This window comes from Mesorhizobium sp. M2A.F.Ca.ET.046.03.2.1 (genome assembly GCF_003952425.1).
Lineage (GTDB): Bacteria > Pseudomonadota > Alphaproteobacteria > Rhizobiales > Rhizobiaceae > Mesorhizobium.
Map to the genome: position 1 here is coordinate 7022729 of NZ_CP034449.1, position 25476 is coordinate 7048204.

The window sequence follows — 25476 nt, forward strand, 5'->3', positions numbered from 1 at the left end:
GAAAATCCTGATCTCTTGTATAAGCTGCACTTATGCGAAACCTCCGCCAGCTCCTGCCCTCCGCCGGCAGCCTCATCGTCTTCGAGGCCGCGGGCCGGCTGTCGAGCTTCACCGCCGCTGGGCGCGAGCTTGGCATGACGCAGGCGGCCGTCTCCTACGCGGTGCGCGGGCTGGAGGAGCAGCTTGGCGCCAAACTCTTCCAGCGGCGCCACCGCCGGGTGCTTCTGACGGAAGCCGGCGAACGTTTCCATGCCGATGTGTCGCTGGGCCTCTCGCATATCCGCAAGTCGGCGGAAGACCTTCGCCTGCAGGCGACCGGCGGGCATGTGACCTTGGCCGCCTCGACCGCCTTCGGCTCCTTCTGGATGATGCCGCGCCTGCAGCAGTTCCGCGACGAATTGCCGGGCGTCGACCTGCGCATCCAGACCGCCGACCGCGACCTCGACATCATCGCCGAGGGGATTCCGCTGGGCGTGCGCGGCGGCGTGCCGCGCGACTGGCCGGATTATCACTCGCTGTCGCTCTCCGATGAAGAAATCTTCCCAGTCGCCGGCCCCAGCTATCTCGCCAGGTTCGGCAAGCCGAGGACGGTCGAGGAACTGGCCACGCACCGGCTGATTCATCTAGAAGAACCCTATCGCGAGGCCCCGACCTGGGACGAATGGTTCGCTTCGGCCGGAACCAGCCTGCGCAATGCCGAGCGCGGCCTGCGCATCAACGACTATGCGCTGGTGATCCAGGCGGTGATGGAAGGGCAAGGCATCTCGCTCGGCTGGCGGCACCTGGTCGAACGTCTTGTGGCATCCGGGCTGCTGGTGCCGGTGACCGATCACGTGATGCGGACCGGCATCGGCTTCCACGTCATCTGGCCGAAGAACCGCGATCTCAGCGACAATGCGCGCAAGGTCAGGGACTGGCTGGTGGCGCAGGCGTGAAAACTGATTGTATCCGAAAGTTCCCTCTATCACTGGTAGGCGTTCCAGGTGTACTAACTGCGTACCGGATTTTGGGGGGATAATGATGATCGCGAAACTTAGCGGCAATTTCGGCGTGGCTGTGTCTGGTCTAATCACGTTTGTGATGGTTGTTCTGGCAGTAATAGTCGTCAACAACCTAACAGGCTTCAACGTTTTCTCGTTCAGTTTCTGGGTGGTCATTCCGGCTGGAGCAGTGTTGACCGGGGTGGCTGCAGCCTCGGGCTATTATTTTGGCAGCCTGTTTTTTCACACCCGACCCACATGGTTTCTTCTCGTCCAAATTCTCATTGTGACAGCTGCGGCGCAATTGGTCATCTACTATGGCGAATATCGCTCATTGGTCCTGGACGACGGCACTATGGCTTCTGACGCCATTGGTTTTTGGGATTATCTCGATACCTATCTAAGGTCGATGCATCTCAAGGCTGGACATGGCGGCCATATCGACAGTGGCGAGGTTGGCGACTTTGGCTACTGGTTAGCAGTGATCGATTTCATAGGCTTCATCCTGGGAGGATTTTTCGTCTTTTTCATGCTGCAAACCTATCCGACGTGCTGGAAATGCAGTCGATACCTCAGGAAAATAACCAAAACCGGCCAGATGTTTCCAGACCATGGGCAGTTCGCGAAATATTACGACACACTTTTTCAGCACCCTGTCGACAGCAGGCCCTTCGCGGATTTGATGAAAGGCAACCCGAAAGTCCGCAAACCCGCTTTGGGCACGGTCTTGGTAGGATCTGATCTTCTCGGCTGTGAGCACTGCAAGACACAGCTTCTAGCTCAAAAGGTTCAGATCCTGGGAAAGAAGGGTGGAAGGATATCGCAAAGCTGACCCGGAACGTTCGGCTGCCGGATGGCGTGGATCTGCGGCAGGTGGTTACTCCTGGCTGATTTGGGTGACGGCGGCGGTTTGATGCAATTGGCCTATCCGCAGCGCACTCGAATCCGCCTATAATCACCGGATGCCCATCCGTCAGCTTTCCGAAACGATGATCAACCAGATCGCCGCCGGCGAGGTCATCGAGCGTCCGGCGAGCGTGGTGAAGGAGCTGGTCGAGAATGCGCTCGACGCTGGCGCGTCGCGCGTGGAGATCGTCACCGCCGGCGGCGGGCTGAACCTGATCCGCGTCACCGATGACGGCTCGGGTATCCCCGAACAGGAACTCGCGCTGGCCATTGCCCGCCACTGCACCTCGAAGCTTTCCAATGACATCCACGACATCCGCTCGCTGGGCTTTCGCGGCGAGGCGCTGCCCTCGATCGGCTCGGTGGCGCGACTGTCGATCCGTTCGCGCACGGCGTCAGGCGAGAGCGCGGCCGAGATCGGGATCGACGGCGGGCGCGTCTTACCGGTGAAGCCGGCGGCGGCCAACCGCGGCACCACGGTCGAGGTGCGCGACCTCTTCTTCGCGACGCCGGCCAGGCTGAAATTCATGAAGGGCGAACGCGCTGAAAGCTCGGCCACCAGCGACGTGGTGAAGCGCATCGCGATCGCTTTCCCGGCCGTGCGCTTCACGCTGGCCGGTTCAGACCGCTCGACCTTAGAACTGCCGGCGACGAGCGACACGCCGGAAGGCCAGCTCGCCCGCGTGGCGCAGGTGATGGGCAAGGATTTCCCGGACAATGCCATTGCCATCGATGCCATGCGTGACGGCGTGCATCTGGCCGGCCATGTCTCGATCCCGTCCTACACGCGCGCCAACGCGCTGCAGCAATATGCCTATGTCAACGGACGTCCGGTGCGCGACAAGCTGATCGCCGGCGCGATCCGCGGCGCCTTCGCCGATGTGCTGCCGCGCGACCGGCACGCGGTGACGGTGCTCTTCCTGTCGCTCGATCCCTCGACGGTCGACGTCAATGTCCATCCGGCCAAGGCCGATGTACGCTTCCGCGATCCGGGACTGGTGCGCGGGCTGATCGTCGGCGCCATCCGCGACGCGCTGGCCGGCGCCGGCATCCGCGCGGCGACGACAGGCGCCGCCGGCATGATGGCGGCATTTCGGCCTGGGGCCGCAGCCTATTCCCACCCCGGCCCGGCGGGCGGCCATCGCAGCTACGAGGCCGCCTATCACGCCTCCAACTCCGGAGGCTTCGACCCGTTGCGTTCGGCGCAGCGGCCGCTCGATATGGGCTATGGCGAGGCGGGGCATCAGCGCAATGGCTTTGCGGAGAACGACCAGGCGGCGTTCGACACCGGCCCGCTCGCCAGCGCCGATGCCCGCGCCGGCGTCGCCGAGCCGGCCGAGGCGCTGCTCGGCATGGTGCTGGGCGCGGCGCGCGCGCAGGTGCATGAGAATTATATCGTCGCGCAGACCAGGGATTCGCTCGTCATCGTCGACCAGCATGCCGCGCATGAGCGGCTGGTCTATGAGGCGCTGAAGAACGCCCTGCATTCGCGCGCTGTCCCGTCGCAGATGCTGCTTTTGCCCGAGATCGTCGATCTGCCGGAGGAAGACGCCGAGCGGCTGGCGATGCACTCCGAGACGCTGGCCAAATTCGGCCTCGGCCTGGAGCGCTTCGGCCCCGGCGCGGTGGCGGTGCGCGAGACGCCTTCGATGCTGGGCGAGACCAATGTGCAGCAGCTGGTGCGCGACCTTGCCGACGAGATCGCCGACAACGACACCGTCGAGACGCTGAAGGAACGGCTGGACAAGATCGCCGCGACCATGGCCTGCCATGGTTCCGTCCGCTCGGGCCGGCTGCTCAAGGCCGAGGAAATGAACGCGCTGCTGCGCCAGATGGAGGCGACGCCCGGCTCCGGCACCTGCAACCACGGCCGACCGACCTATATCGAGCTCAAGCTGGCCGATATCGAACGGCTGTTTGGAAGGCGGTGAGTGCGCCACGGCCCCTCACCCAGCCTCCGCTGCGCTCGGCTGACCTCTCCCCGGTGGGGAGAGGAGATTGTCGGCGCCGGCGCCAATCTCTTCTCCCATGGGGAGAAGGTGGCCGCGAAGCGGCCGGATGAGGGGGCAAGAAAAGAGCCGCTCGAAGCGGCTCTTTTCTTGAGTCAGGAAATGACTTCAACCTTTTGATTTACCGCTTCAAATTCACCACGATCACGCCGCCCAGAGCCAGCGCGCCGCCGAGGATGCCGAGCAGCGACGGCACTTCGCCCAGCCAGAAGAAGCCGATCAAAGCGGAGGTCGGCGAGACCAGATAGAGGAAGTTCGAGGCGCGGGCGGCAGGCAGGCGCGACAGCGCGGTCGCCCAGGCCGCATAGGCGATCAACGAGGGCACAATGCCGAGATAGATGACGGCGCCGAGACCGGCAGTGTCGGCGACCGCCGCCTGCGAAAACGCTTCCGTCAGGAATGGCGACAGGCAGAGCGCGCCGAGCACCATGTTGGAGGCGGATATCGTCAGCGGATGATGGCGGGCAAAGAGCGGCTTCTGGACGATCGTGTTGACGGCCGAGCAAAGCGCCGAGCCCAGCACCAGCAGCGCGCCGGTATTGAAATGCAGGCCATGTCCGTCGGCCACCGCGATGATGCCGATGCCAGCGAAGGAAATGACCGTGCCCAGCCAGGCGATGCCTGAGAACCGCTCGCCGAGCAGGGCCATGGCCATGATTGCGGTGAAGATCGGGCTGACATTGATGATGAAGCCGGCCGCACCCGCCGAGACCGTGAGCTCGCCGAAATTGAGCATGGCGGTGTAGAGCGCGACGAAGATGGCGCCGCCAAAGGCGAAGCGCCACAGCTCGCCGATCCTGGGCAGCGCCGGGCGCTTCACCGCGAGAAATATGGCGGCCGGGACCGCAGCGATGGCAAAGCGCAGCGCGCCGAGCTCCAGCGGCTGGAAGGAGGTAAGGCCGGCGCGGATCGCCGGGAACGCCGAAGCCCAGCCAAGCACCGTAAGCGCCACCGCGACGGCCGCGGTGCCGTCCATGCGCTGTGTCTCATTCAACGTGCCGGTGTAAGCACTCATTGCCGTACCCTCGTGTTTTGGTGCCATGGACGCAGAAAACGCCATTGCCGGCCGATTGACAAACGAGCAAATCGAGGGTCAGCTGTGAGCATGGATCACAGCTCGGATCAGATACTGCCGTTGGAAACCTTGCGCGCCTTCGATGCCGCGGCGCGCACGGGGAGTTTTTCCGCGGCGGCCGAAAAACTCAACCTCACCCATGGCGCGGTGAGTCGCCAGATTGCCAAGCTCGAGGACTGGCTCGGCTTGAAAGTGTTCGAGCGCAATGCGCGCGGCGTGTCGCTGACCATCGAGGGCAATCGCCTGCATCTTCGCACCACAGAGGCCTTCGCGCTGATTTCGGTCAATTCCGACCGCTGGGTCGAGCCGCGCGGCACGGCCGTGGTGCGGCTGGCCTCGATCCCCTCGGTGAGCGGATTATGGCTGATGCCGCGCATGGCCGCATTGGAAAACCATCCGACCAAGTTGCGCATCGTGCTCGATGTCGACAATCGCCAGGCCGACCTTGCCGACGAAGGCATCGACCTTTCGGTGCGCTGCGGGCGCGGCCGCATCCCGGGCCGCGTCTCGGTGCAGCTTTTCGAGGAGCAGATTTTCCCCATCGCCTCGCCGGAGCTCGCCAAGGAGATCGGACGGGGCGACCCTGCGCGGCTGCTGAAGTACCCGCTGATCAACGATTCCGATGCATCCGGATGGCGTGCATGGCTCGCCGCGCAAGACATCGATTACCGCCCCCGTCCGCAGGACCGGCGTTTCGAGGATTACAATCTGGTTCTGGACGCGGCGGCGCATGGGCTGGGCATTGCGCTGGCGCGGCCGCCGCTGACCGCGGACCAGCTCCGGTCCGGCCGTATCGTTGCCGTCGATGAGCGCGTTGCGCTCAATCCAGTGTCCTATTGGATGGACCGTCCGGTCGGCCGGCCGCGCGCGGCGGCGGCAGATCTGGCCGGGCGCATCGCCGAACAGGCGGGGCTTGCTCGGGAAAAGCTCGAAGCTTTCCTTCAGGATGACGTCTAGGGCATTCACCGTTTCACGAAAACGGTGAAATGCCCATCTCCTTCGGGCGGAAAACCGTTCACACTTTTCCTGGAATTGCTCTAGCGAAGCAGCAGGACCATGATCGTTGCCGTCACCGCCGAGACGATGGCCGTGACAACCGAGATCGTCCAAAGGGATATCGGCGCGGATTCCGATCGCGGCGCGTGACCAGCCGGGCGGATCGCGGCGCCCCGAGGCTGCGGCGCGTTGGCGTTGGCTGCTACCAGCACCGCGGCGGAGGCGACGGCCGGCGAAAATGTGGACAATGCCGGCGCAACCGCGGGCCTGGACACATTGTCTGCAACCGCTGCCTGCGGTGAGGCGAAGCCGCGCGGAGCCTGATCGGCATCCGTCGCCGCCCTGCCCATCGAGGGTCTTGCCGGCGAGGCGTCGGTGACGGCATCGGGCTCCATCACGGCGCGGTAAGCATCCTCGACCTCTGCGGACGACAGGCGCTGCGATGCCTGGGCGGCAGGGCGCGGCTGCGCGCTTTGCAGCGACTGGGCCGCGATTTGCGCCGCCTGCCCCGTCGAGGGCGCCGGCGGCTGGACCAGCGTCTTGATCAAAGCCGCCACCGCAGGATCGGCCTTGGGCGAAGGCGCCGGCTGCGGGGTAAGCGCTTCACCGATCAGTGCGTTCAAGCGGGTCGAGGTGATGTCCATGCCGGCTTCCGGAAACTATTTTGACGCTCAGCCATACCGGATGAGCATTGCGTCAAGCTTGACGTTGCTTGCGATTTGTGGCGATTGAAACCCAGATGAACGCAAGCGTCCTTTCATGATGAACCGTTTCGAAGGCCCGGGCGGCAGGGAAGCCCGGATCCGCTATCTCGACGGCGACTTCCAGGTCACCAGTCCGGGCTCGTTCGTGCGCTGCGCGGTGACGGGCGAGAACATTCCGCTCGACGAGCTCAAATATTGGAGCGTCGCCCGGCAAGAGCCCTATGTGAACGCGGCGGTCTCGCTTGCCCGCGAGATCGAGATGCACCCGGAGCTGCGCAAACGGTGATAGGCCGGGCGAGTTCACGACGCCGTGACAGTCACCTCGATTGCGCCTAGGCTACCGAATTGAAAAACTTCAAAAAGTCTCTCAAGACCTTTCTTCGCATGCCGCTTATCATGCGTGCGAGAATGCGCGATCGGGCGGTATCGAAAGCCCCACGGTTTAAGCTGGCGGCCTGCGCCATCTTCCGTGAAGAAGCGCCGTTTCTGGCCGAATGGATCAGGTTCCACCAGGGTGTGGGATTTGAGCATTTCTATCTCTACAACAACTTCTCGACCGACGACTTCAAAGCCGTATTGGACCCGTTCATCCAGCAAGGGCTGGTTACGTTGGTCGACTGGCCGCGGCCGGTGGGACAGCTGTCGGCTTATAGGGACTGCATCCGCAGGCGCTGGCGTGAAGCATTGTGGATCGGATTCTTCGACATCGATGAGTTTCTTTTCGCGCCCGACGGACGTGACGTGCCCTCGGTTCTCAGGGACTATCGCGACCTTCCAGGCGTTTGCGTCTGGCAGGCGTTCTATGGCTCTTCCGGCCATGTCGAGCGACCGGAAAGACCACTGGTCGAGGCCTTTACGATGCGAGCCGGGCCGAACATCACGACGGTCAAGACTATCCTCAACCCTCGCATGGTCTACAGGCCTGGCGTCCATCAGTCGAAATTCCTGTTCGGTGAAGGGGTGGACACTGATCGACGGACCATCGTGCCCGGTATGCCTCCCAAGCTCGATATATTGAGGATCAATCACTATTGGTCGCGATCGCTCGCCGACCTCGACCAGAAGATCCGGCGCGGCGACGCCTCGACTTCCACGCCGCGCGACAGGGATTGGCATTTCGACTTCGAAAGCAAGCTCAATGTCGAGCGCGACGAGACCATCCTCGAGGCGATGCAGCGTCAGCGCTGAGGCAACCTGCAACTTGGCCTGTCGCGGCTTCACGGCCGGCGCCATTCACCCGGGCCAGCCCATACAGGTTCCTGGCCGAGTGCCGGCAACAATCGATCGTCGCGACGAAAAACCCTTCTTCCAACGCACGTGACAGGTCCGTGACTCTGCGGTTATAGACAATGCCGTGGGTATGGGGGATTTGCCGTGAAGGCTCTGGTGACCGGCGGTGCCGGCTTTATTGGTTCGCATTTATGCGACCTGTTGCTGGCAAGCGGCCATGAAGTAATATGCCTCGACAATTTCTTGACTGGTTCGGATGAGAACATCCGTCACCTGTCAAACAATGCGCGGTTCAGCCTGCTGAGGCACGACGTCACCGTGCCGCTTCAGGCCGAGGCCGATGAGATCTTCAATCTCGCTTGCCCCGCCTCGCCTGTTCACTACCAGCGCATTCCAATCGAGACGACAAAGGCTTGCGTCTATGGCGCCATCAACATGCTCGACCTTGCATGCGCTTCGGGCGCCAGAATCCTCCAGGCGTCGACGTCCGAGGTCTATGGCGATCCGCAAGTCCATCCCCAGACCGAGGCCTATTGGGGCCATGTCAACCCGATTGGCCCGCGCAGTTGCTACGATGAAGGCAAAAGATGCGCCGAAGCACTGTTCTTCGACTATCGGCGCCGGTCGCAACTGCCGATCAAGGTGGTGCGCATCTTCAATACATATGGACCTCGCATGCACCCTTCGGATGGGCGCGTGGTCAGCAATTTCATCGTTCAGGCATTGCGCAAAGACCCCATAACCATCTACGGCGACGGAAGCCACACCCGCAGTTTCTGCTATGTCGACGACCTGGTGGATGCGATGGCCCGGATGATGGCGACGCCCGACGATTTCGTCGGGCCCGTCAACATCGGAAACCCGACGGAAGTCACGATCCTCGAGCTGGCCGAGCTGGTGCTGGGCATCGTCGGCGGCAAGTCGAAGATCGAGTTCAAGCCCCTCCCCGAAGACGATCCCCAACAGCGCCAGCCCGATATAGGCCTGGCGCGTTCGGCGCTGGACTGGTCCCCTCGTGTTGCCCTCGAAGACGGGCTTGGCGAGACAGTCCGCTATTTCCGTGGGCTTATCAACTGACGGCAGGGCACCGGATCAACCAGGCGCGCCGCAAAACTCAGCCACGCATCTTGCGCTGACGCCAGGCGTCGAGCGTCTCGCCGATGATGCGTTCAGGCACGTGATCGAGCTCGAACACGGCCTCGATGTCGAGCACGTCCAGTTGATCGAGGAAACCGGCGGGCACCTCGCCGTGGCGCAGCCGCGCGGCGTCCTTCGCCGTGGTGACCAGGCGCAGCCCCTCCTGCCGGGCGAGCGCCAGAAGGTCGGCAAGCTCGTCCTGGGCGTAGAAATGATGGTCCGGAAAGGCGCGCGAAAGCGCGACTTCACCGCCCGCTCCGCGCACCGTGTCGAAGAATTTCTCCGGATGGCCGATGCCGGCGAAGGCCAGGAACCGGCCGCCGGCGAAGCGTGACGGATCCGCCGGCTCGACATGCGCCAGGAAGATCGGCCGGCCGGCACGCGCCGCCTGGCGCACGACGCCGTCGGCGGCGGCGCCCTCGCCCATCTTCAGCAAGCCGCTGGTGAAGACCAGCTGGTCGACGATCTTGGCGCGGAGCGGTCCACCCGGAATGACGTGGCCGTTTCCGACGCCGAAGCGGGCGTCTACCACGACCAGCGCATAGTCGATATGGATGCGCGCCGACTGGAAGCCGTCATCCATGATCAGGAAATCGCAGCCATGTCCCTCGATGAGCAGTTTTGCGCCCGCGGCGCGGTTCGCCGTCACCGCCACCGGCGCGTGTTCGGCCAGAAGCAGCGGCTCGTCGCCGACATGCTTGGCGGCGTCGTGATGCGCATCGACGACATGCGGCTTGGCAAACGAACCGCCATGGCCGCGCGACAGGAAGCCCGGCGTGAGCTGCATACGCTTGGCTTGCCTCGCCAGGGCGATAGCGACCGGCGTCTTGCCGCTGCCGCCGACCGTCAGGTTGCCGACGCACAATACCGGCGCGTCGACCTTCTCGCGCGGGGCATGCCGCATGCGGCGGCCGGCAACCATGCCGTAGGCAGCCGACACCGGCGACAGAGCGAGCACGCGCCAGTCCGGCTTTTCCCACCAGAAGGGCGGCGCCTCGCTGGTCATCTCATCGACCGTTGGCGCCTTTCAGGCGCGCCTTGACGACCAGCGGCTGGATATAGGGCTCCAGAGATTTCAGCGTCCGGGCGAGCGCGCCGCGCATCTCGTCGACGGTGGCGGCACCCGCCGCGATCATTTCGTGGCGCGCCACCTCGTTGGTCAAAAGGAAATTGACCGCGCCGGTCAGCATGTCGCGGTCGCGCACAAGCTTGGCGCCGCCGCTGTCGAGCAGGCGCTGATAGGCCTCGCGGAAATTCTGGACGTTGCGGCCGGCAAGCACCGCGGTTTCGAGCATTGCCGGCTCGAGCGGGTTCTGGCCGCCTTCCGAGGTCAGCGAACGGCCGACGAAAGCGATCTCGGTCAGCCTCAGGTAAAGCCCCATCTCACCGATCGTATCGCCCAGAAGGATATCGGTATCGTGCGAGATGCGGTCACCCTTGCTGCGCCGTGCCACCGTCAGGCCCATGCCGGAAATCTGCGCGGCAAGCGCGTCGGCGCGGTCGGGATGACGCGGCACGATGATGGTCAAAAGCCCATGATGGCGCCTGTGCAGGCTGGCATGGACCTCGGCGGCCACGACCTCTTCGCCGTCATGGGTCGAGATCGCCGCCCAGGTGGGGCGATCGCCGATCTGGCGCTGCAGGGTGGCCAGGGCCCGCTCATCAACCGGCGGCGGGTTGGTGTCGACCTTGAGATTGCCGGAAACCGTGACCGGCCGGGCGCCGAGCGCGCGGAACCGCTCGCCGTCGACATCCGATTGGGCGATGACATGGGCGAGATTCTCGAACAGCGCCTCGGCAACGCTTGCGCGCTTCTTCCACGACGTGAAGGAGCGGTCCGACAGCCGGCCGTTGACCAGAACCTGCGGCACATTGCGGGCGCCGAGTTCCAGGATGGTCATCGGCCAGATTTCCGATTCGGCGATGATCGCCAGTTCCGGCCGCCAGTGATCGAGGAAACGGCTTACCGCGGGCTTGAGATCGAGCGGCACATATTGGTGGATGATGCGGCTGCCGAGGCGCTCGTCGGCGACCTTGGCCGAAGTCACGGTGCCGGTGGTCAGGACGACGTTGACGCCGTAGTCGAGGATGCTCTCGACCAGTGGCACCACCGCGATCGTCTCGCCGACGCTTGCCGCATGGATCCAGATCACCGGCCCTTCCGGCCGGGGCCGGCCGGCGACGCCGTAGCGCTCGCGGCGCCGGGCGCGATCTTCCTTGCCGCGCGAGGCGCGCCAGGCGACATAAGGACCGATCAGCGGATAGGCGGCCGCCCCCGCATAGCGGTAGGCGGTCAGGGCCGCACGCGCCCAGCGCTCGCTCATTTGCCGCCATCCACGAGGCGATAGGCCTCGGCCGTCGCGGCGTTGAGGGAGGCGGTGACCTCCTGGCGCTTGCGCTCCATCTCGGCATCGTCGGCATCGGCCGGCACGAAGACCGGGGGGCCTACGATAACCGCGGAGCGCCCGAAAGGCAGGTTTATGGTGGTCTTGTCCCAACTCCTCTCAAGCACCTTGCGGCGACTGGTGGCGATGGCCGAGGGCAGGATCGGCCGGCCGGAAAGCCTGGCCAGAAGAACGATGCCAAGCCCGGCCTCGCGCGGCTTGCCGTTCGGAATGTCGGCGATCATGGCGACGTTCTTGCCGATCACGAGCGACCTCTTGAGCGCGATCAAGGCCTTGGCGCCGCCCTTGTCGAGATGGTTCGAGCTGTTGCGGCCGCCGGAACCGCGCACCGCCTCGATGCCGAATTTCTCGAGCATCAGTGCCTGGAGCTCGGCGTCGGCGCTGCGCGAGACCATGGCGACCAGCGGCCGGCCCTTGGGGTAATAGGCAGGGGTCAGGAGTTGCTGGCCGTGCCAGAGCGCGATGATGCCGGGCTCGAGATGCGCATAAGCGCCGCCGGCAACCTTCGTCGAGCCTTCGACAAGCGGGCTGGTGAGGCGAATCAGCCGCAGGAACCAGGCGAACAGGCTGGCGATGAAATTCTTGACGAAACTCGACTGCGCCAACGGCTCGCGGATGCGCCGCCACAGCGTACGCGTTCCGCCGCGTCTGGCAGCGCGCCGCCTGGTCGCGCCTTTCACCGCTTCATGCTCCATCGACGTCAACCGCCGACCTTTGTTTCTGGATCGAGCAGACGGTGCAGATGAACAACGAAATAACGCATATGGGCATTGTCGACACTGGCCTGCGCCTTCGCCTTCCACGCAGTGTGCGCCGAATGATAGTCGGGGTAGATTCCGACGATGTCGAGCGCGTCCAGGTCACGAAACTCGGTTCCACCCAGCTTTTTCAGCTCTCCACCGAAAACCAGGTGCAAAAGCTGTTTCTTTCCGTCTTCCACGGCCATGCCGATCCTTCGCAGATTCATGAATTTTGTGAAACGTTTAGCCCAAAGCAGACGATTTTGGAACTGTGGGCCGACTCACCCTTGGTCAATGCGGGCAATTACACCGGCGAGCACGCCGAGCAGTTCACCGCTGCCGGCGGCAAGCGCGCCGTGATTGATCACCTCGCCGGCATAGCGCGGCGGCTTGCCGGCGCGATCAAGCAGTGCGCCGCCAGCCTCGGCGAGGATGAGATCGGCGGCGGCGATGTCCCAGTCATGCGCATTCGGCTTGACGAAGGCCGCATCGAGCTTGCCGGCGGCGATCATCGCCAGCCTATAGGCAAGCGAGGGGATGTAGGCGGCCCGCCGCAGCCTGTCGTGCCAGACTTCCGGCATCAGGTCGACCAGCGTCTTGGGTCCGCCGATATCGACGCTCTGACCCAGCGGACGCACATGGATGCGCTTGTCGTTGAGATAGGCGCCCTCGCCCGGCAGCGCCCAGTAGGTCTCATGCTTGGCCGGGCATTCGAGCACGCCGGCGAGCGAGCGGCCGTCCTCGACCACGGCGACGCTGACGCACCAGGAATGCAGACCGTCGAGAAAGCCGCGCGTGCCGTCGATCGGGTCGACGACGAAGGTGCGGCGGGCCGACAGCCTGGCGTGGTCATCGGCGGTCTCTTCCGACAGCCAGCCATAATCGGGACGCGCATTGAGCAAGGTCTCGCGAAGATAGGCGTCCGCCGCATGGTCGGCCTCGCTCACCGGCGAGGTGCCGCCCTTCATCCACACCTGCGGGTTGTTGCCGAAATAGCCCATGGCGATGGCGCCGGCTTCGCGGGCGGCTTCGCGCAGCAATGCAAGGTCGTCGCCAGCCTCGCTCGATGTCAGTTGGTCAAGCGCCGGCAAGGGTCATCCCTTCGATCAGGAGCGTCGGGGCAGCCGTGCCGAAATTGCGGTCGAGGTCGCTCGCCGGCACCATGTTGAGGAACATGGTCTTCAGGTTGGAGGCGATCGTCACCTCGGCCACCGGATAGGCCAGCGCGCCGTTCTCGATCCAGTAGCCGGAGGCGCCGCGGCTGTATTCTCCGGTCACCATGTCGACGCCCTGACCGAACACCTCGGTGACGTAAAAGCCGCGCTTCAGCGACGCGATCAAGTCGTCCGGCGAATGCTCGCCGGGCTCGATGGCGAGATTGGTCGAGGACGGCGAGACCGACGAGCCGCTGCGGGAGCCGCGTCCATTTGTGACGAGACCGAGCTCGCGCGCGGCCGAGGTCGACAGGAACCAGTGGTTCAAGATGCCCTTCTCGACCATCAGCAGCTTCCCGCCCTCGACGCCTTCGCCGTCGAACGGGCGCGAGGCCTGTCCCCGCCGGCGCAAAGGTTCGTCGGTGACGGTGATCGCGGCCGAGGCCACTTGATTGCCCATCATGTCGCGCAGGAAGCTGGTCTTGCGGGCGACCGACGCGCCGTTGATGGCGCCGGCGAGATGGCCGGCGATGCCGCGCGCGACGCGCGGATCGAACACCACATCGACCGGGCCGGTCGCCGCCTTGCGGGCGCCGAGGCGGCGCACGGCGCGTTCGCCGGCCTTGCGGCCGATCTCTTCCGGCGCGTCGAGGTCGGCGAAATGCTGGCGCGAGGAGAATTCATAGTCGCGCTCCATCGCCGTGCCCTCCCCGGCAATGACGCTGGTCGAGCGCGAGAAACGCGAGGCGACATACTGGCCGACAAAGCCATGCGAGGTGGCGAGAACCAGGCCACCCAGGCCGGCGCTGGCGCTGCTGCCCGAGGAATTGGTGACGCCCTTGACGGCCAATGCGGCCGCTTCGGCGGCAAGAGCTGCCTCCTTCAACTGGTCGGCCGGCACCTCGGTCGGATCGAAAAGGTCGAGATCGCGCAAATTGCGGGCAAGCAGGGCGGGATCGGCGAGGCCCTGGAACGGATCCTCGGGCGAGACTTTGGCCATGGCGACGGCGCGCTCGGCAAGCGATTTCGGATCGGAAGCGGCGGTCGCCGAGACGCTCGCCACGCGCTGGCCGACGAAGACGCGCAGCGACACATCCTCGCTCTCCGACGATTCGGTGCCCTCGACCTTGCCCAGCCGCACCGACACGCCGGCAGAGCGGCCGCGCACCGCCACCGCGTCGGCCGCGTCGGCGCCGGCACGCCTGGCGGCCTCGACGAGCGCCGTCACGCGATCGGTCAATTTCGCTGCGTCGAGCTTATCGGTCATAAGGTTGTTCCTGTTTGTTCATGCAATCTGTCAGGGCCATGCACTTTGTCACCCCCTGCGGCACCTGTCGCATCGTCTTGTGCATGCCAAAGCGCCAGCTGTCGCACCATCTATTGTTCCACCCACGCTAGTGCAATGGCGGATGCGGCAATCTCAAGGCAATCGCGGTGGTTAGTGTGGGATGCGCAGGGTCGAAAAGGGCGTGCTATCCGGCCACCGGCGCCCAGATCACGTCCTCGATCCTCGTTGCCCCCGTCGCCAGCATCACCAGCCGGTCGAAGCCCAGCGCCGAGCCGCTTGCCTGCGGCATGATGGCCAAGGCCGCCAGGAAATCCTCGTCCAGCGGATAGCGCTCGCCATAGACGCGCTCCTTCTCGTCCATCTCGGCGAGGAAGCGGCGGCGCTGCTCTGCCGGGTCGGTAAGCTCGCCGAAGGCGTTGGCGAGCTCGACGCCGCAGCAATAAAGCTCGAAGCGCTCGGCAACGCGCGGATCCTCGGCGCTCGGGCGGGCAAGTGCCGCTTCCGAAATCGGATAGCCGTAAAGGATGGTGGCCCGCCCCCGCCCCAGCGCCGGTTCGATCTTCTCCACCATCACCCGGCTGAACAGATCGGCCCAATTGTCGTCGGGCGCGGTGCGCAGGCCAGCCTTGACCAGCGCGGCATGAAGTCCGTCGCGATCCGTGCTTCCGTCAGCCCCGACGGTCGCCAGAAGATCGATGCCGGCATATCGAGTGAAAGCCTCTGCCACACTCAGCAGCTCCGGCTCGGCGAAGGGGTCGGCCTCACGTCCGCGAAAACGGAAACGCCTGGAGCCGGCCTTCTCCGCGGCGAGCGCCAGGAATTCGGCGCAGTCGTCCATCAGGCGCTCGTAAGTTTCGCCGATGCGGTACCATTCGAGCATGGTGAATTCGGGATGATGCAGCGGCCCGCGCTCGCGGTTGCGCCAGACTGGGCCGAGGCTGAAGATGCGCTCCTCGCCGGCGGCGAGCAGCTTCTTGCAGGCGAATTCGGGCGAGGTGTGGAGATAGAGCGGGTGGCGCGATGCGTCGGGGCCGAACGCCTCGGTGGCGAAGGCGGAAAGGTGTGCCTCGTTGCCCGGCGAAACCTGCAGCGCCGAGGTCGTCACCTCGATGAAATCGCGTGTCGAGAACCAGCCGCGAAGCGCGGCGGCAATTGCGTTGCGCGCCATCAGCCGGGGCCGGCGGTCGGCATGGATATCAGGCATCCACCAGGGCGAAGCGGCGGTCATGGGCAGGAAAATCGCACGGAAGACTGGCGGTTCGGCGCAAGATGCGCTAGGGCGCACGCGATGGCCGCCGTCGCCGCTTCGCGGAAATCGACGCTTGCAGGCCGAAAAACTCGAACAGGATCGAATATCGTGGTCAAGGTCATCGCCAGCTCCTTACGCAAAGGCAACGTCGTCGATAAGGACGGCAAGCTCTATGTCATCCTCTTTGCCGAAAACATCCACCCTGGCAAGGGCACGCCGGTGACGCAGCTCGACATGCGCCGTATCGGCGACGGGGTGAAGGTCTCGGAACGTTACCGCACGACCGAAATGGTCGAGCGCGCCTATGTCGAGGAGCGCGAGCACACCTTCCTCTATTCCGACGGCGAAGGCTTTCACTTCATGAACCCGGAAAGCTACGACCAGGTCGTGGCTTCGGAAGCCGTGGTCGGCGACTTTGCGCCCTATCTGCAGGAAGGCATGGCCGTTCAGCTCGCCCAGTTCAACGGCGTGCCGATCTCGCTGACGCTGCCCCAGCGCGCCACCTTCGAGGTGGTCGAGACCGAGCCGGTCACCAAGGGCCAGACGGCGTCTTCCTCCTATAAGCCGGCCGTGCTCTCCAACGGCGTGCGCACCGCCGTGCCGCCGCACATCTCCGCCGGCACGCGCATCGTGGTGATGACCGCAGACGGGTCATACGTCGAGCGCGCCAAGGACTGAGGGCTCACGGGCAACGCGGAGCATTTCACGGAAACGGCGAACCGCTCCGCCTTCTTGGTTTCGAGGCAAATTAGGACCCACAGGCTCCGGCGCGGGCCTTTGTGGGCGTTCTCCGCTGGAAGTTCGGCTGAACTACTGTCCCGAAGGCGACGATATCAGCACATATCCGCGGGTTTTGTTCTCATTGTCGCTGTCGACCGTGCTCATCGCTCCGAACAGGTCGGCCGTCGTCACCCATACCGGCGGATATTTGTAGCGGGCGACATCGAGGATCAGGAAGCGGTCCGCTTTCTCGTCGTAAGCGGCCAGTGGCGATATATGCCCGCCTTTCTCCTGGCCCATCGCCTTGCGCAGATAGTTGACGATGACGAAGTGCCCGGGCTTGGCAAGGAACGAACTGGCCTGGATGCGGAACTGCTCGAGGCTGGCATCCGAAGCATGGCGGACCTCGGCCTTGATCGGCTGGGTGGAAAGAATGGCCCCGATTTGGTCGAGCGTCATTCCCTGCTTGTCGAGGACCTGACGAGGAAGAATGGTTTCCGTGCGCTCGTTCAGGACATTATCCTGCGTGAACGTCTTGTAAGGTTCGTATTCGGGCACCGAAGGCGCCGGAACGTTGAGCGCGTTCAACACCATGACGATGCTGGCCACGCCGCAATAGGCCTGCGTCTTTTGCGTGAGAAAGTTGCTCGCGAGGGGGAAATAGGCTTCCTTCGCCATGCTCTCGGCAAGAAAGCCTTCTCCGGCAGGGGAACTGAACCCCGTCAGATTGTCCGGAAGCTTCAGCGTCTCCGAGAAGGCGCTGGGTGCAATCAGAAGAAACGTTAGCAGGAGCGAATAGAAACGCGCAGACATGGTGACCCTCAAGCCTCGTGGAGAAAGCATCGAGGGATGCTATCAGCTTTTGTAAGCCATCGCACGTTGATCTGCCGGCGCGCCCGGGTCAATCAGCCAGCCGCACCATCAGGCGGCCGCCGCCACCGGCAGGCTGGCCGCTTTCCATTCCGGCATCCTGTCCTCGAGGCGGCGCGCGGAACGCCCCAGTTACCGGTTTTGCCATTCTCAAACCCTTTTCCGAAAACTTTCCAAGCGTCTACTATGTGCACATGCACGGGACTCGCATCGCTTTTGGTCCGTTCGTACTCGATCCCGACACCGGGACGCTCCTTAAAGAGCGCATCACGATCGCCGTTGGGCATCGTGGGCTGACGTTGCTTGCCGCGCTTGCGGCACGGCCCGGCGAAATCGTGACCAAGGCTGAGCTGATGGACGCTGCCTGGCCGGGCACCGCCGTTGAGGAAGGCAACCTTACCGTCCAGATCGCGACACTAAGAAAGGTTCTTGGTCCGGCTGACAACGGCGGCGAGTGGATCGCCACTGTGCCTCGCGTCGGCTACCGCTTCACCGGGACGATTGAGCCGGTGGCGAGCACACCCTCCAAACCGATGCCGGCATCCGGCAAACCGTCGATTGCGGTGCTGCCCTTTGCCAATTTGGGCGGCGATCAGGACCAGCAATATCTCAGTGACGGCATAACCGAGGACATAATCACGGAGCTGGCCAGATTTCGCTCCCTCCTCGTCATCGCACGCAACTCGTCTTTTCAGTTTCGCCATCCGGCACCGGACATCGCTGAAGTCCGTCGCAAACTCGGGGTTCGCTACCTCGTCGAAGGCAGCATACGAAAGCTCGGCGATCGCATTCGCATCACCACACAATTGATTGACGCCGCCACCGGCACCCACCTGTGGGCCCAACGGTACGACCGGGCCCTCAACGACATCTTCACATTGCAAGACGAGGTTGCCGCGCTCATCGCCTCAATGGTCGAAGGCCAAACGGAGGCCGACTCGGCAGGACGCTCCAGGCGCAAGCCTCCAGCCGATTGGGATGCATACGACTACTATCTGCAAGGGCGCGCGCTCTTCCATAGATATGAACTGGACAAGTCCGAGCCGCTGTTCGTTCGGTGTGTCGAGCTCGATGCGACATTCGCTCAAGGCCACGCCTTCCTCGCCCAGGCCCTCGTTGGCAGATTTTGGTACGACAACGATCCCCGCACGCTGCAGAACGCCTGGGACTCGGCACGAGCGGCGCTCGCTCTCGACAGGAGTGACGGCGTGTGTCACCAGAGCATGGGGCTGGTGCTTACGCATATGCGCCAGCACAGCGATGCGGGAATGCATTTCGAGCGAGCACGCTCGTTGAACCCGCTCGACGTGAACATAGCAGGGGATTACGCGAGCTGGCTCAATTACGGCGGTCGGGCCGAGACGGCACTCAACGTGCTCGAAAGTGCGCTGCTGCGCGACCCGTTGCCTCCGACATGGTTTTGGGAGGTGAAGGGCAGCTCCCTTTTCCTGCTTGGCAAGTACTCGGAAGCCGTCGGTTCGTATCAGAAGGCCGGAGACCATTTCTTCACTCATGCCTTCCTCGCGGCGACTTACGCGCATTTGGGCGAGATGGAGAAGGCGCGCGCTGAAGTCGAGGAAACACTGGTGAGGAAACACGACGTGACTGTTCGGCTGATTTCAGGTCTCCCGTTCGCCGACCCGGTCGCTCTCGAGCTTTTCACATCAGGCTTCAGAAAGGCCGGTTTTCCAGTGTGAACGCCACCGCCGTCGCGCTCGGCCTCAAGGCCAACTGGAAGCAGTTTTCGCTGCTGGTGCTGATCAACGCCTTCGTTGGCGGGATGGTGGGCATCGAGCGGACCGTCGTGCCGCTGATCGGCGCGGAGGAATTCGGCGTCGCTTCCAGCACGCTTATCGTCTCCTTCATCGTCAGCTTCGGCGTGGTCAAGGCCTGCGCCAACCTCGTCTCCGGCCAGCTTGCCGACACATGGGGCCGCAAGCGCGTGCTGGTCCTCGGCTGGCTGTTCGGCCTGCCGGTGCCCTTCATCATCATCTGGGCTCCGAACTGGGGCTGGATCGTGGCCGCCAACGCGCTGCTCGGCATCAACCAAGGGCTCGCCTGGTCGATGACGGTGATCATGAAGGTCGATCTGGTCGGGCCGAAATCGCGGGGACTGGCCGTCGGCCTCAACGAGTTCGCCGGCTATCTCGCCGTCGGCATCACCGCCTTCCTCACCGGCTATCTCGCCAGCCGCTACGGGCTGCGGCCAGTGCCGATCTATCTCGGCGTCGTCTACGCGATCCTGGGTGCGGCGCTGTCGATCCTGCTGGTGCGCGACACACGCGGGCATGTGGAGCTGGAACTGGCTAATCACCCAAGACAGTCTTCGCCGCTCAGCTTCCGTGAGATCTTCATGCTGACCTCGTTCGGGGACCGTAACCTGTTCGCCGCCTCCCAGGCCGGCCTGGTGAACAATCTGAATGACGGCATGAGCTGGGGGCTGTTCCCGCTCTTCTTCGTCGCCAACGGGCTGGGGGTCGAGCGCATCGGCATCCTCAAAGCGGTCTATCCGGCGGTGTGGGGCATCCTGCAGGTCGCAACCGGGCCGCTCAGCGACCGGTGGGGCCGCAAGGGCCTGATCGTCGCCGGCATGTGGGTGCAGGCGGCGGGACTTCTCTTGACCGCCATGACGCGCGATTTCGGCTGGTGGCTGCTGGCGAGCCTGCTGCTCGGTCTCGGCACGGCGATGGTCTACCCAAGCCTGATCGCGGCCGTTTCGGACGCCTCGCATCCATCGTGGCGGGCGCGCTCGCTCAGCGTCTACCGCTTCTGGCGCGACCTCGGCTATGCGATCGGCGCGCTGTCCGCCGGCCTGATCGCCGATTTCTTCGGCTTCGCCGCGGCGATTGCGGCCATTGCTGCATTGACGTTCCTGTCGGGCGCGATCGTGGCGGTCTTGATGCGCGAGACGCATGCCGCCGCGCGGTCCCCGTAAGGCGATGGTTAACGCGGGCCCCGAACAAGGTTTCCGTTTACGATATCGTAAGCTTGTTGCTGCGGGGCATTCGTCGGTCCGCTACAATCGCGGCAGTTGAATTTTCCTCGAGATCGCGCATGAGCAGCCCCAACCGCATGCCGTGGGTGGACACGGCAAAAGGCCTTTCCATCATCCTGGTGGTGATGATGTATTCGGCCTACAACACCGGCGAATACACCGGCGGCGTCGGCTTCCTGCATTATGTCATCGGCTTCGCGACGCCCTTCCGCATGCCGGAATTCTTCCTGATCTCGGGCCTGTTCCTGTCGCAGGTGATCGACCGGCCGTGGCGGCGTTATGTCGACCGCCGCGTCGTCCACTATCTCTATTTCTACGTGCTGTGGGCGCTCATCTCGATCGGACTGAAGATCGGCATCTTCAGCCGCGACCCCGCCGGCATGCTGCACGACCTCGCAATGGCCGTCGTCCAGCCCTATGGCGTCTTGTGGTTCATCTACATGCTGGCGGTTTTCGGCATCGTCATCCGCGTTCTGCGCGAATTCAAAGTGCCGCATTGGATCGTCATCTTGGCTGCCGCCGCGCTGCAGATGTGGGCGCCGAAGCCCGACAGCTACGCGCTCGAGCAGTTCGCGGCCTACTTCGTGTTCTTCTATCTCGGCTTCGTGCTCGCGCCGCTGATCTTCCGGCTGGTCGAATGGACGCAGACGCGGCCGGCGGTCGCCGTCGCGGGCCTGCTTGCCTGGGCGCTCGTCAACGGGCTGCTCGTCTATTCGCCGGGCTACGCCATGCAGCCGGTCGGCATGCAGGTGGGCCTGGCGGCCTGGCCGCCGCTGCATCTGGCGCTTGCCGTGGCCGGCGCGGTGGCGCTGTGCGTGGCCGGCGGCTTCCTGTCGAAATTCGCTTCCATGGAGTGGCTGCGCTGGCTCGGCGAGCATTCGCTGGTCGTCTATGTCGCCTTCACCATTCCGATGTCGATCTTCCGCGGTGTCATGCTGGCGAGCGGCCTTCTGACCGACACCGGCATGCTGAGCCTAGCTGTGCTGCTTGTCTCGGTCATCAGCCCGGTGGTGCTCTATTTCATCGTCAAGCGCATCGGCTTCGGCGCCTTCCTGTTCGAGCGGCCGGCCTGGGCGCATGTCGACGGGCCGAACGCCGCGAAAGCCTCCAGCAAGCCCATGACGCGGCCGGCGCGCGAAGCGGCCTGACCGCGCCGCCCTTTCGCCAGCCCGTTACTTGGCGCCGTGTCCCGGACGCTTCGCGGCCTTGATCTTGCCGCTGCTGCCGCCGCCACAGAAGAAGCAGCCGCCGCCGTCCGATTCCAGCCCCGACACGCCGGAGGGCATCGCCAGCTCCTGCAGCACGTCGCCCGTGTCGGGATCGACGCGCACCAGGTCGCCCTCCTCGCCCTCCCAGGTGGCGTGCCAGAGCTCGCCGTCTACCCAGGTGACGCCGGTGACGACGCGCTTGGATTCGATCGTGCGGATCACTCTGCCTGTTTCAGGATCGATCTGATGGATCTTATGCGCCCGGTATTCGCCGACCCAGAGCGAACCCTCGGCCCAGGCCATGCCTGAATCGCCGCCATTGCCGGGGGCAGGAATGGTGGCGACGACCTTGCCGATCTTCGGGTCGACCTTGTGGATGCGATCCTCGGCAATCTGGTAGAGATACTCACCATCGAAGGCAGTCCCGGCATGCGAGGCGACATCGATCGTACGCACGATCTTGCCGCTGTCGGGATCGAGCGCGTTCAGCTTGTCGCCACTGGCGAACCAGATATTTTGGCCGTCATAGGTGACGCCATTGACGCGCTCGACGCCGGGGAACGGTCCGTATTCGCGCAGGATCTCGGCAGCGGCTCGTTTCATTTTCAGCCTCCATTCGAACAATGGCCGCAGACTAGTCGGTCGGCAGCGGCCCCGGGAGTAACAACACAGTCGGGAATCCGGTCACCGGCGGCATCATCCAGCGGCGCGCCCGGCCGCGGCCGACCGGCTGCACCTTATTCTGCGTCGACAGTTCTTCCAGCGCTCGCTGCACGGTGCGCGCGCTGGCGCCAAGCGCGATCGCCAGCGCGGAGCTCGACCAGGCCTCGCCATCGGTCAGGAAGGCAAGCACCGCGCCGTGTTCCTCCTCGACAGGCGGCGCCAGCACGACGACGTCGGCGGCATTGAGGGGCGTCAGCGCAAACCCGGCGGCGGTCGCATTGATCTCGGCCAAGCCGGCGAGCTCCGCGCGCAGCCGCCCCATCTCGACTCTCAGCCGCGCGCGATGAGATTCATCCGCGTGCCTTGCCCGAAAGGCGCGTCTCAACAGCAACTCACGCGAGGCATCCGCCGGCCATGCCTCGGCAAGCGTGCGCGCCAGCGCGAACAACACCGGCCGTGTCGCCAGCGAGACGACCGCATCGGCCTCGCGCACCACGTTGCGGCAGGCATCGATGACCAGCGCGCCCGAGGTCAGCAGCGTCTCGACCTCGTCGAGCAGCAGATCTTTCTCTGTGCCGCGCGCGATCAGCCTGCCGACCGGCGTGTTCAAGACCAGGGATGCCGCTTCGACTTCGGCCTTCAAGGCCGGGATGTTGGCTTCGTAGGCGGCCAGCGATGCCCGGCCGAACGCCGAGCGCGCGGCCTTCGTCCTCAGGCGCCGGACCGCGACGCCGGCCGCGGCCAGTTCATGCGCGACGCGCGCAACCGGCGGCAGCGGCGCCGGATCGAAATCCGAAAGCAGCCGCTCGGCCTCGTCGAGCCGGCCGATCAGGATGAGGCGGCGCGCCTCGAGGCTGCCGGCATAGGCAGCGTTCAGCCGGTCGCCATGCGCGGCAAGCGTGGCGCGCGCGGATCGCAGGGCCTTCTCCGGCCAGCCGAGGTCGCGTGAGACCAGGGCAATCTCGGCCTCGGCGACGACGCAGCGCGCCCGGGCGACGGTCTCCCTCGAACTGAAGGCCCTCGCCGCGTCCTTCAGCAGCGCCTTTGCCTTGGCGAAATCGCCGAGCTGCGCCATCGCGATGCCGCGCAGCGCCAGCGCCGGCGCGTCGTCGCGCAGCGCGACGCGCTTCAAGGCGCCGAGCGGATCGCCCGCGGCGAGCGCGCGCCCGGCGGCGTTGATCAGCGAGTCCATGCCGCCGCCTCAGGGCCCGCCGGATCAAATCGCGTCACACTTGTAACTCTCACCATCGAACCATGCGGCCTATGTCTGTCCCTGTCACCCCCAACCAAACCCAAGAACGGGACAAGAGCAATGACCCAACACATGAAGACACCGCCGGTCGTTTCGCAGGAAGCGTGGGAAGGCGCCTATGAAGAAATGCTGGTCAAGGAAAAGGCGATGACCCGCGCCCGCGACGCATTGGCCGCCGAACGCCGCCGCATGCCGTGGATGGAAGTGACCAAGGATTATGTGTTCGACGGCCCGAACGGCAAGGCGAGCCTGCTCGACCTCTTCGAAGGCCGCCGCCAGCTCGTGATCTACCGCGCCTTCTTCGAGCCGGGTGTCTTTGGCTGGCCCGAACACGCCTGTCGCGGCTGCTCGCTCGGCGCCGACATGGTCGGCAACCTCGCCCATCTCAACGCCCGCGACACCACGCTTGCCTATGCCTCGCGCGCGCCGCAGGCCGACATCCAGCGGTTGAAGCAACAGATGGACTGGAAAATGCCCTGGTACACCATCACCGACAGCTGGGATAAGGATTTCGGCGTCGACCAATGGCACGGCCACAACGTCTTCATCCATGACGGCAAGCGCATCTTCCGCACCTATTTCGTCAACAACCGCGGCGACGAAGCCTTCGGCACCGTGTGGAGCTATCTCGACGTCACGCCGCTCGGCCGTCAGGAGGTGTGGGAGGATTCGCCCGAGGGCTATCCGCAGACCCAGACCTATAAATGGTGGAACTGGCACGACAATTACGAAGCAGGCGCCGCCCCAGACCAGAGATGGGTCGAGGTCTCGGATGCCGGTGAAGCGGCGTTCCGCAACAAGAGCGCCTGAGCGCGAAGCGACTCCGGCGGCGGCCACACGTCGCCGGAGCCGATCTCGCCAAGCCTTGTCTCTCTGACCCCTGCAAACCTGACCGCTTCAGAAGGTGGATATTATGAGCATCGACAACCCCGCCCCTCGCCTGAGCGGCTTCGGCCTCGCCGACTGGCTCTGCCTCGCCGCGGCGCCAACCTTCGCCATGATGGCGCTGCTGACGGCTGCCTATGGCGACCACGACACGATGTGCATGTCGGCCGCCTCGGTGCTGAGCGGTATGGCGCCGATGTATCTGTTGATGGCGGGCTTCCATCTGACGCCTTGGCTGCGGCTGATGGCGAGGCGCACCAATGGGATTTGACGCAAGCGCTCAGCGTTCCCGTTACGTTGCGTTTAGCTCTGCCATGTAGATAATTCGGATGCGGAGGCGGCGTCTGAATGCTGGATAACTATGAGGCGGACGAATTCGGCGTGATCCACCAGATCGACTTCACGCCGATCAAGTACGACAAGAAATACATCTCGTACTACGAGGACTTGAGCGACCGGACCATCAAGCTCGGCTATCAGCGGCTTGGCTGGGTGCTGGGGATCACCGGCGAAATTCCGCGCTCGGTGCTCGAAATCGGATACGGCACCGGCACATTCATCGAAGCCGCGAAGATAACAGGCGTCGCCGATTGCGCCGGCTGCGACATCGCCGAGTTTCCGCTGCCCCAAGGTGTCCGCTTTGTCGATTGGGAGGAGGCGCTCGCCGGCTCGTGGGATCTCGTCGCCATGTTCGACGTGCTCGAGCACATCCCTGATCTCAGTTTCCTAGCCCGCCTTAAGACCCGGCATCTGGCCGTCGCTGTCCCTTATTGCCGCTGGCGTGAGCTCGGCGCCGACGGCGACGCGTGGTTCCGAACCTGGCGCATGCGCCTCCCCAACGAGCACCTGCACCACTTCGACCGCGACTCGCTGGTGGCGCTGCTCGCCCATAACGGCTTCGACTGCATGACCCTGAACTGTTTCGAGGACGGGATCAGGCTGCGGCCCGGAGAAGCGGGACCGAATATTCTGTCGGGCTTCTTCAGGAAGCCATAGGTCCAGGAGCCGGC

The 25476-nt window shown here is 64.4% G+C and carries 26 protein-coding genes; 14 read left to right on the forward strand and 12 right to left on the reverse strand.

Going from position 1 to position 25476, the window contains the following annotated elements; translation table 11 throughout:
- Window positions 1-32 precede the first annotated feature (32 nt).
- From EJ072_RS33790 to mutL, 3 genes are all read left to right on the forward strand, one after another.
- On the forward strand, window positions 33-935 hold the full coding sequence (locus EJ072_RS33790; protein WP_126083121.1) for a LysR substrate-binding domain-containing protein: 903 nt from the start codon (window positions 33-35) through the stop codon (window positions 933-935).
- 82 nt (window positions 936-1017) lie between these two features.
- Entirely contained in the window at window positions 1018-1812 is a 795-nt protein-coding gene (locus EJ072_RS33795) for a hypothetical protein (RefSeq protein ID WP_245467092.1), read from the forward strand.
- A gap of 130 nt (window positions 1813-1942) precedes the next feature.
- Window positions 1943-3817, forward strand: a complete 1875-nt coding sequence (gene mutL, locus EJ072_RS33800) for a DNA mismatch repair endonuclease MutL (protein WP_126083122.1) — start codon at window positions 1943-1945, stop codon at window positions 3815-3817.
- A gap of 199 nt (window positions 3818-4016) precedes the next feature.
- Here the strand turns inward: mutL and EJ072_RS33805 are convergent, their stop codons facing one another.
- Complete coding sequence (locus EJ072_RS33805) at window positions 4017-4910, reverse strand: DMT family transporter (protein ID WP_126083123.1); 894 nt, start codon at window positions 4908-4910, stop codon at window positions 4017-4019.
- A gap of 90 nt (window positions 4911-5000) precedes the next feature.
- On the opposite strand from EJ072_RS33805, the gene EJ072_RS33810 reads away from it, so the two are divergent.
- Window positions 5001-5927, forward strand: coding sequence for a LysR substrate-binding domain-containing protein (locus EJ072_RS33810; RefSeq protein ID WP_126083124.1), 927 nt, complete (start codon window positions 5001-5003; stop codon window positions 5925-5927).
- Between the two features lie 80 nt (window positions 5928-6007).
- Here the strand turns inward: EJ072_RS33810 and EJ072_RS33815 are convergent, their stop codons facing one another.
- A complete protein-coding gene (locus tag EJ072_RS33815; RefSeq protein ID WP_126083125.1) occupies window positions 6008-6610 on the reverse strand; it encodes a hypothetical protein in 603 nt (200 codons plus the stop codon).
- A 115-nt stretch (window positions 6611-6725) separates the two neighbouring features.
- On the opposite strand from EJ072_RS33815, the gene EJ072_RS33820 reads away from it, so the two are divergent.
- The 3 genes from EJ072_RS33820 (at window position 6726) to EJ072_RS33830 (ending at window position 8977) form a co-directional block, all read left to right on the forward strand.
- A complete protein-coding gene (locus tag EJ072_RS33820) occupies window positions 6726-6956 on the forward strand; it encodes a DUF2093 domain-containing protein (RefSeq protein ID WP_126061281.1) in 231 nt (76 codons plus the stop codon).
- A 122-nt stretch (window positions 6957-7078) separates the two neighbouring features.
- Entirely contained in the window at window positions 7079-7858 is a 780-nt protein-coding gene (locus EJ072_RS33825) for a glycosyltransferase family 92 protein (RefSeq protein ID WP_245467094.1), read from the forward strand.
- A gap of 186 nt (window positions 7859-8044) precedes the next feature.
- Window positions 8045-8977, forward strand: a complete 933-nt coding sequence (locus EJ072_RS33830) for a UDP-glucuronic acid decarboxylase family protein (protein ID WP_126083127.1) — start codon at window positions 8045-8047, stop codon at window positions 8975-8977.
- Window positions 8978-9014: 37 nt separating this feature from the next.
- On the opposite strand, the gene lpxK is transcribed toward EJ072_RS33830, so the two are convergent.
- From lpxK to epmA, 7 genes are all read right to left on the reverse strand, one after another.
- On the reverse strand, window positions 9015-10043 hold the full coding sequence (lpxK, locus tag EJ072_RS33835; RefSeq protein ID WP_126083128.1) for a tetraacyldisaccharide 4'-kinase: 1029 nt from the start codon (window positions 10041-10043) through the stop codon (window positions 9015-9017).
- 1 nt (window position 10044) lies between these two features.
- A complete protein-coding gene (gene waaA, locus EJ072_RS33840; RefSeq protein WP_126083129.1) occupies window positions 10045-11361 on the reverse strand; it encodes a lipid IV(A) 3-deoxy-D-manno-octulosonic acid transferase in 1317 nt (438 codons plus the stop codon).
- Complete coding sequence (locus EJ072_RS33845; protein ID WP_126083130.1) at window positions 11358-12137, reverse strand: lysophospholipid acyltransferase family protein; 780 nt, start codon at window positions 12135-12137, stop codon at window positions 11358-11360. The genes waaA and EJ072_RS33845 overlap by 4 nt, the downstream gene beginning before the upstream one ends.
- 5 nt (window positions 12138-12142) lie before the next feature.
- On the reverse strand, window positions 12143-12388 hold the full coding sequence (locus EJ072_RS33850; RefSeq protein ID WP_126083131.1) for a DUF4170 domain-containing protein: 246 nt from the start codon (window positions 12386-12388) through the stop codon (window positions 12143-12145).
- A gap of 75 nt (window positions 12389-12463) precedes the next feature.
- Window positions 12464-13273 carry a 3'(2'),5'-bisphosphate nucleotidase CysQ gene (locus EJ072_RS33855; protein ID WP_126083132.1) on the reverse strand — a complete coding sequence of 270 codons (810 nt, stop codon included), beginning with the start codon at window positions 13271-13273 and terminating at the stop codon, window positions 12464-12466.
- Complete coding sequence (locus EJ072_RS33860; protein WP_126083133.1) at window positions 13260-14603, reverse strand: TldD/PmbA family protein; 1344 nt, start codon at window positions 14601-14603, stop codon at window positions 13260-13262. Before EJ072_RS33860 ends, EJ072_RS33855 begins: the two co-directional genes overlap by 14 nt.
- Before the next feature lie 205 nt (window positions 14604-14808).
- Entirely contained in the window at window positions 14809-15852 is a 1044-nt protein-coding gene (gene epmA / locus EJ072_RS33865) for an EF-P lysine aminoacylase EpmA (protein WP_126083134.1), read from the reverse strand.
- Between the two features lie 129 nt (window positions 15853-15981).
- Between epmA and efp the strand changes: the two genes are divergently transcribed.
- Complete coding sequence (gene efp, locus EJ072_RS33870) at window positions 15982-16551, forward strand: elongation factor P (RefSeq protein WP_042646394.1); 570 nt, start codon at window positions 15982-15984, stop codon at window positions 16549-16551.
- Between the two features lie 132 nt (window positions 16552-16683).
- On the opposite strand, the gene EJ072_RS33875 is transcribed toward efp, so the two are convergent.
- Complete coding sequence (locus EJ072_RS33875) at window positions 16684-17436, reverse strand: phytochelatin synthase family protein (protein WP_348639272.1); 753 nt, start codon at window positions 17434-17436, stop codon at window positions 16684-16686.
- On the opposite strand from EJ072_RS33875, the gene EJ072_RS33880 reads away from it, so the two are divergent.
- From EJ072_RS33880 to EJ072_RS33890, 3 genes are all read left to right on the forward strand, one after another.
- On the forward strand, window positions 17424-19160 hold the full coding sequence (locus tag EJ072_RS33880; protein ID WP_245467095.1) for a winged helix-turn-helix domain-containing protein: 1737 nt from the start codon (window positions 17424-17426) through the stop codon (window positions 19158-19160). The genes EJ072_RS33875 and EJ072_RS33880 overlap by 13 nt on opposite strands.
- Window positions 19157-20398 (forward strand): MFS transporter, encoded by a 1242-nt coding sequence (locus EJ072_RS33885; RefSeq protein ID WP_126083136.1) that lies wholly within the window; start codon window positions 19157-19159, stop codon window positions 20396-20398. The genes EJ072_RS33880 and EJ072_RS33885 overlap by 4 nt, the downstream gene beginning before the upstream one ends.
- Before the next feature lie 119 nt (window positions 20399-20517).
- Window positions 20518-21606 carry an acyltransferase family protein gene (locus tag EJ072_RS33890; protein WP_126083137.1) on the forward strand — a complete coding sequence of 363 codons (1089 nt, stop codon included), beginning with the start codon at window positions 20518-20520 and terminating at the stop codon, window positions 21604-21606.
- A gap of 24 nt (window positions 21607-21630) precedes the next feature.
- Here EJ072_RS33890 and EJ072_RS33895 read toward each other — a convergent pair whose 3' ends face one another.
- The gene (locus tag EJ072_RS33895) at window positions 21631-22269 is read right to left on the reverse strand and encodes a DUF5074 domain-containing protein (RefSeq protein ID WP_126083138.1); all 639 of its coding nucleotides are present in this window, start codon (window positions 22267-22269) and stop codon (window positions 21631-21633) included.
- A 31-nt stretch (window positions 22270-22300) separates the two neighbouring features.
- Window positions 22301-23521 carry a helix-turn-helix domain-containing protein gene (locus EJ072_RS33900; protein ID WP_126083139.1) on the reverse strand — a complete coding sequence of 407 codons (1221 nt, stop codon included), beginning with the start codon at window positions 23519-23521 and terminating at the stop codon, window positions 22301-22303.
- Window positions 23522-23641: 120 nt separating this feature from the next.
- On the opposite strand from EJ072_RS33900, the gene EJ072_RS33905 reads away from it, so the two are divergent.
- The 3 genes from EJ072_RS33905 to EJ072_RS33915 all read left to right on the forward strand — a co-directional run bounded on the left by EJ072_RS33905 (window position 23642) and on the right by EJ072_RS33915 (window position 25462).
- Window positions 23642-24391, forward strand: a complete 750-nt coding sequence (locus EJ072_RS33905) for a DUF899 family protein (RefSeq protein WP_126083140.1) — start codon at window positions 23642-23644, stop codon at window positions 24389-24391.
- A gap of 103 nt (window positions 24392-24494) precedes the next feature.
- On the forward strand, window positions 24495-24737 hold the full coding sequence (locus EJ072_RS33910; protein ID WP_126083141.1) for a hypothetical protein: 243 nt from the start codon (window positions 24495-24497) through the stop codon (window positions 24735-24737).
- 77 nt (window positions 24738-24814) lie between these two features.
- On the forward strand, window positions 24815-25462 hold the full coding sequence (locus EJ072_RS33915; protein ID WP_126083142.1) for a class I SAM-dependent methyltransferase: 648 nt from the start codon (window positions 24815-24817) through the stop codon (window positions 25460-25462).
- The last annotated feature ends 14 nt before the right edge of the window (window positions 25463-25476 follow it).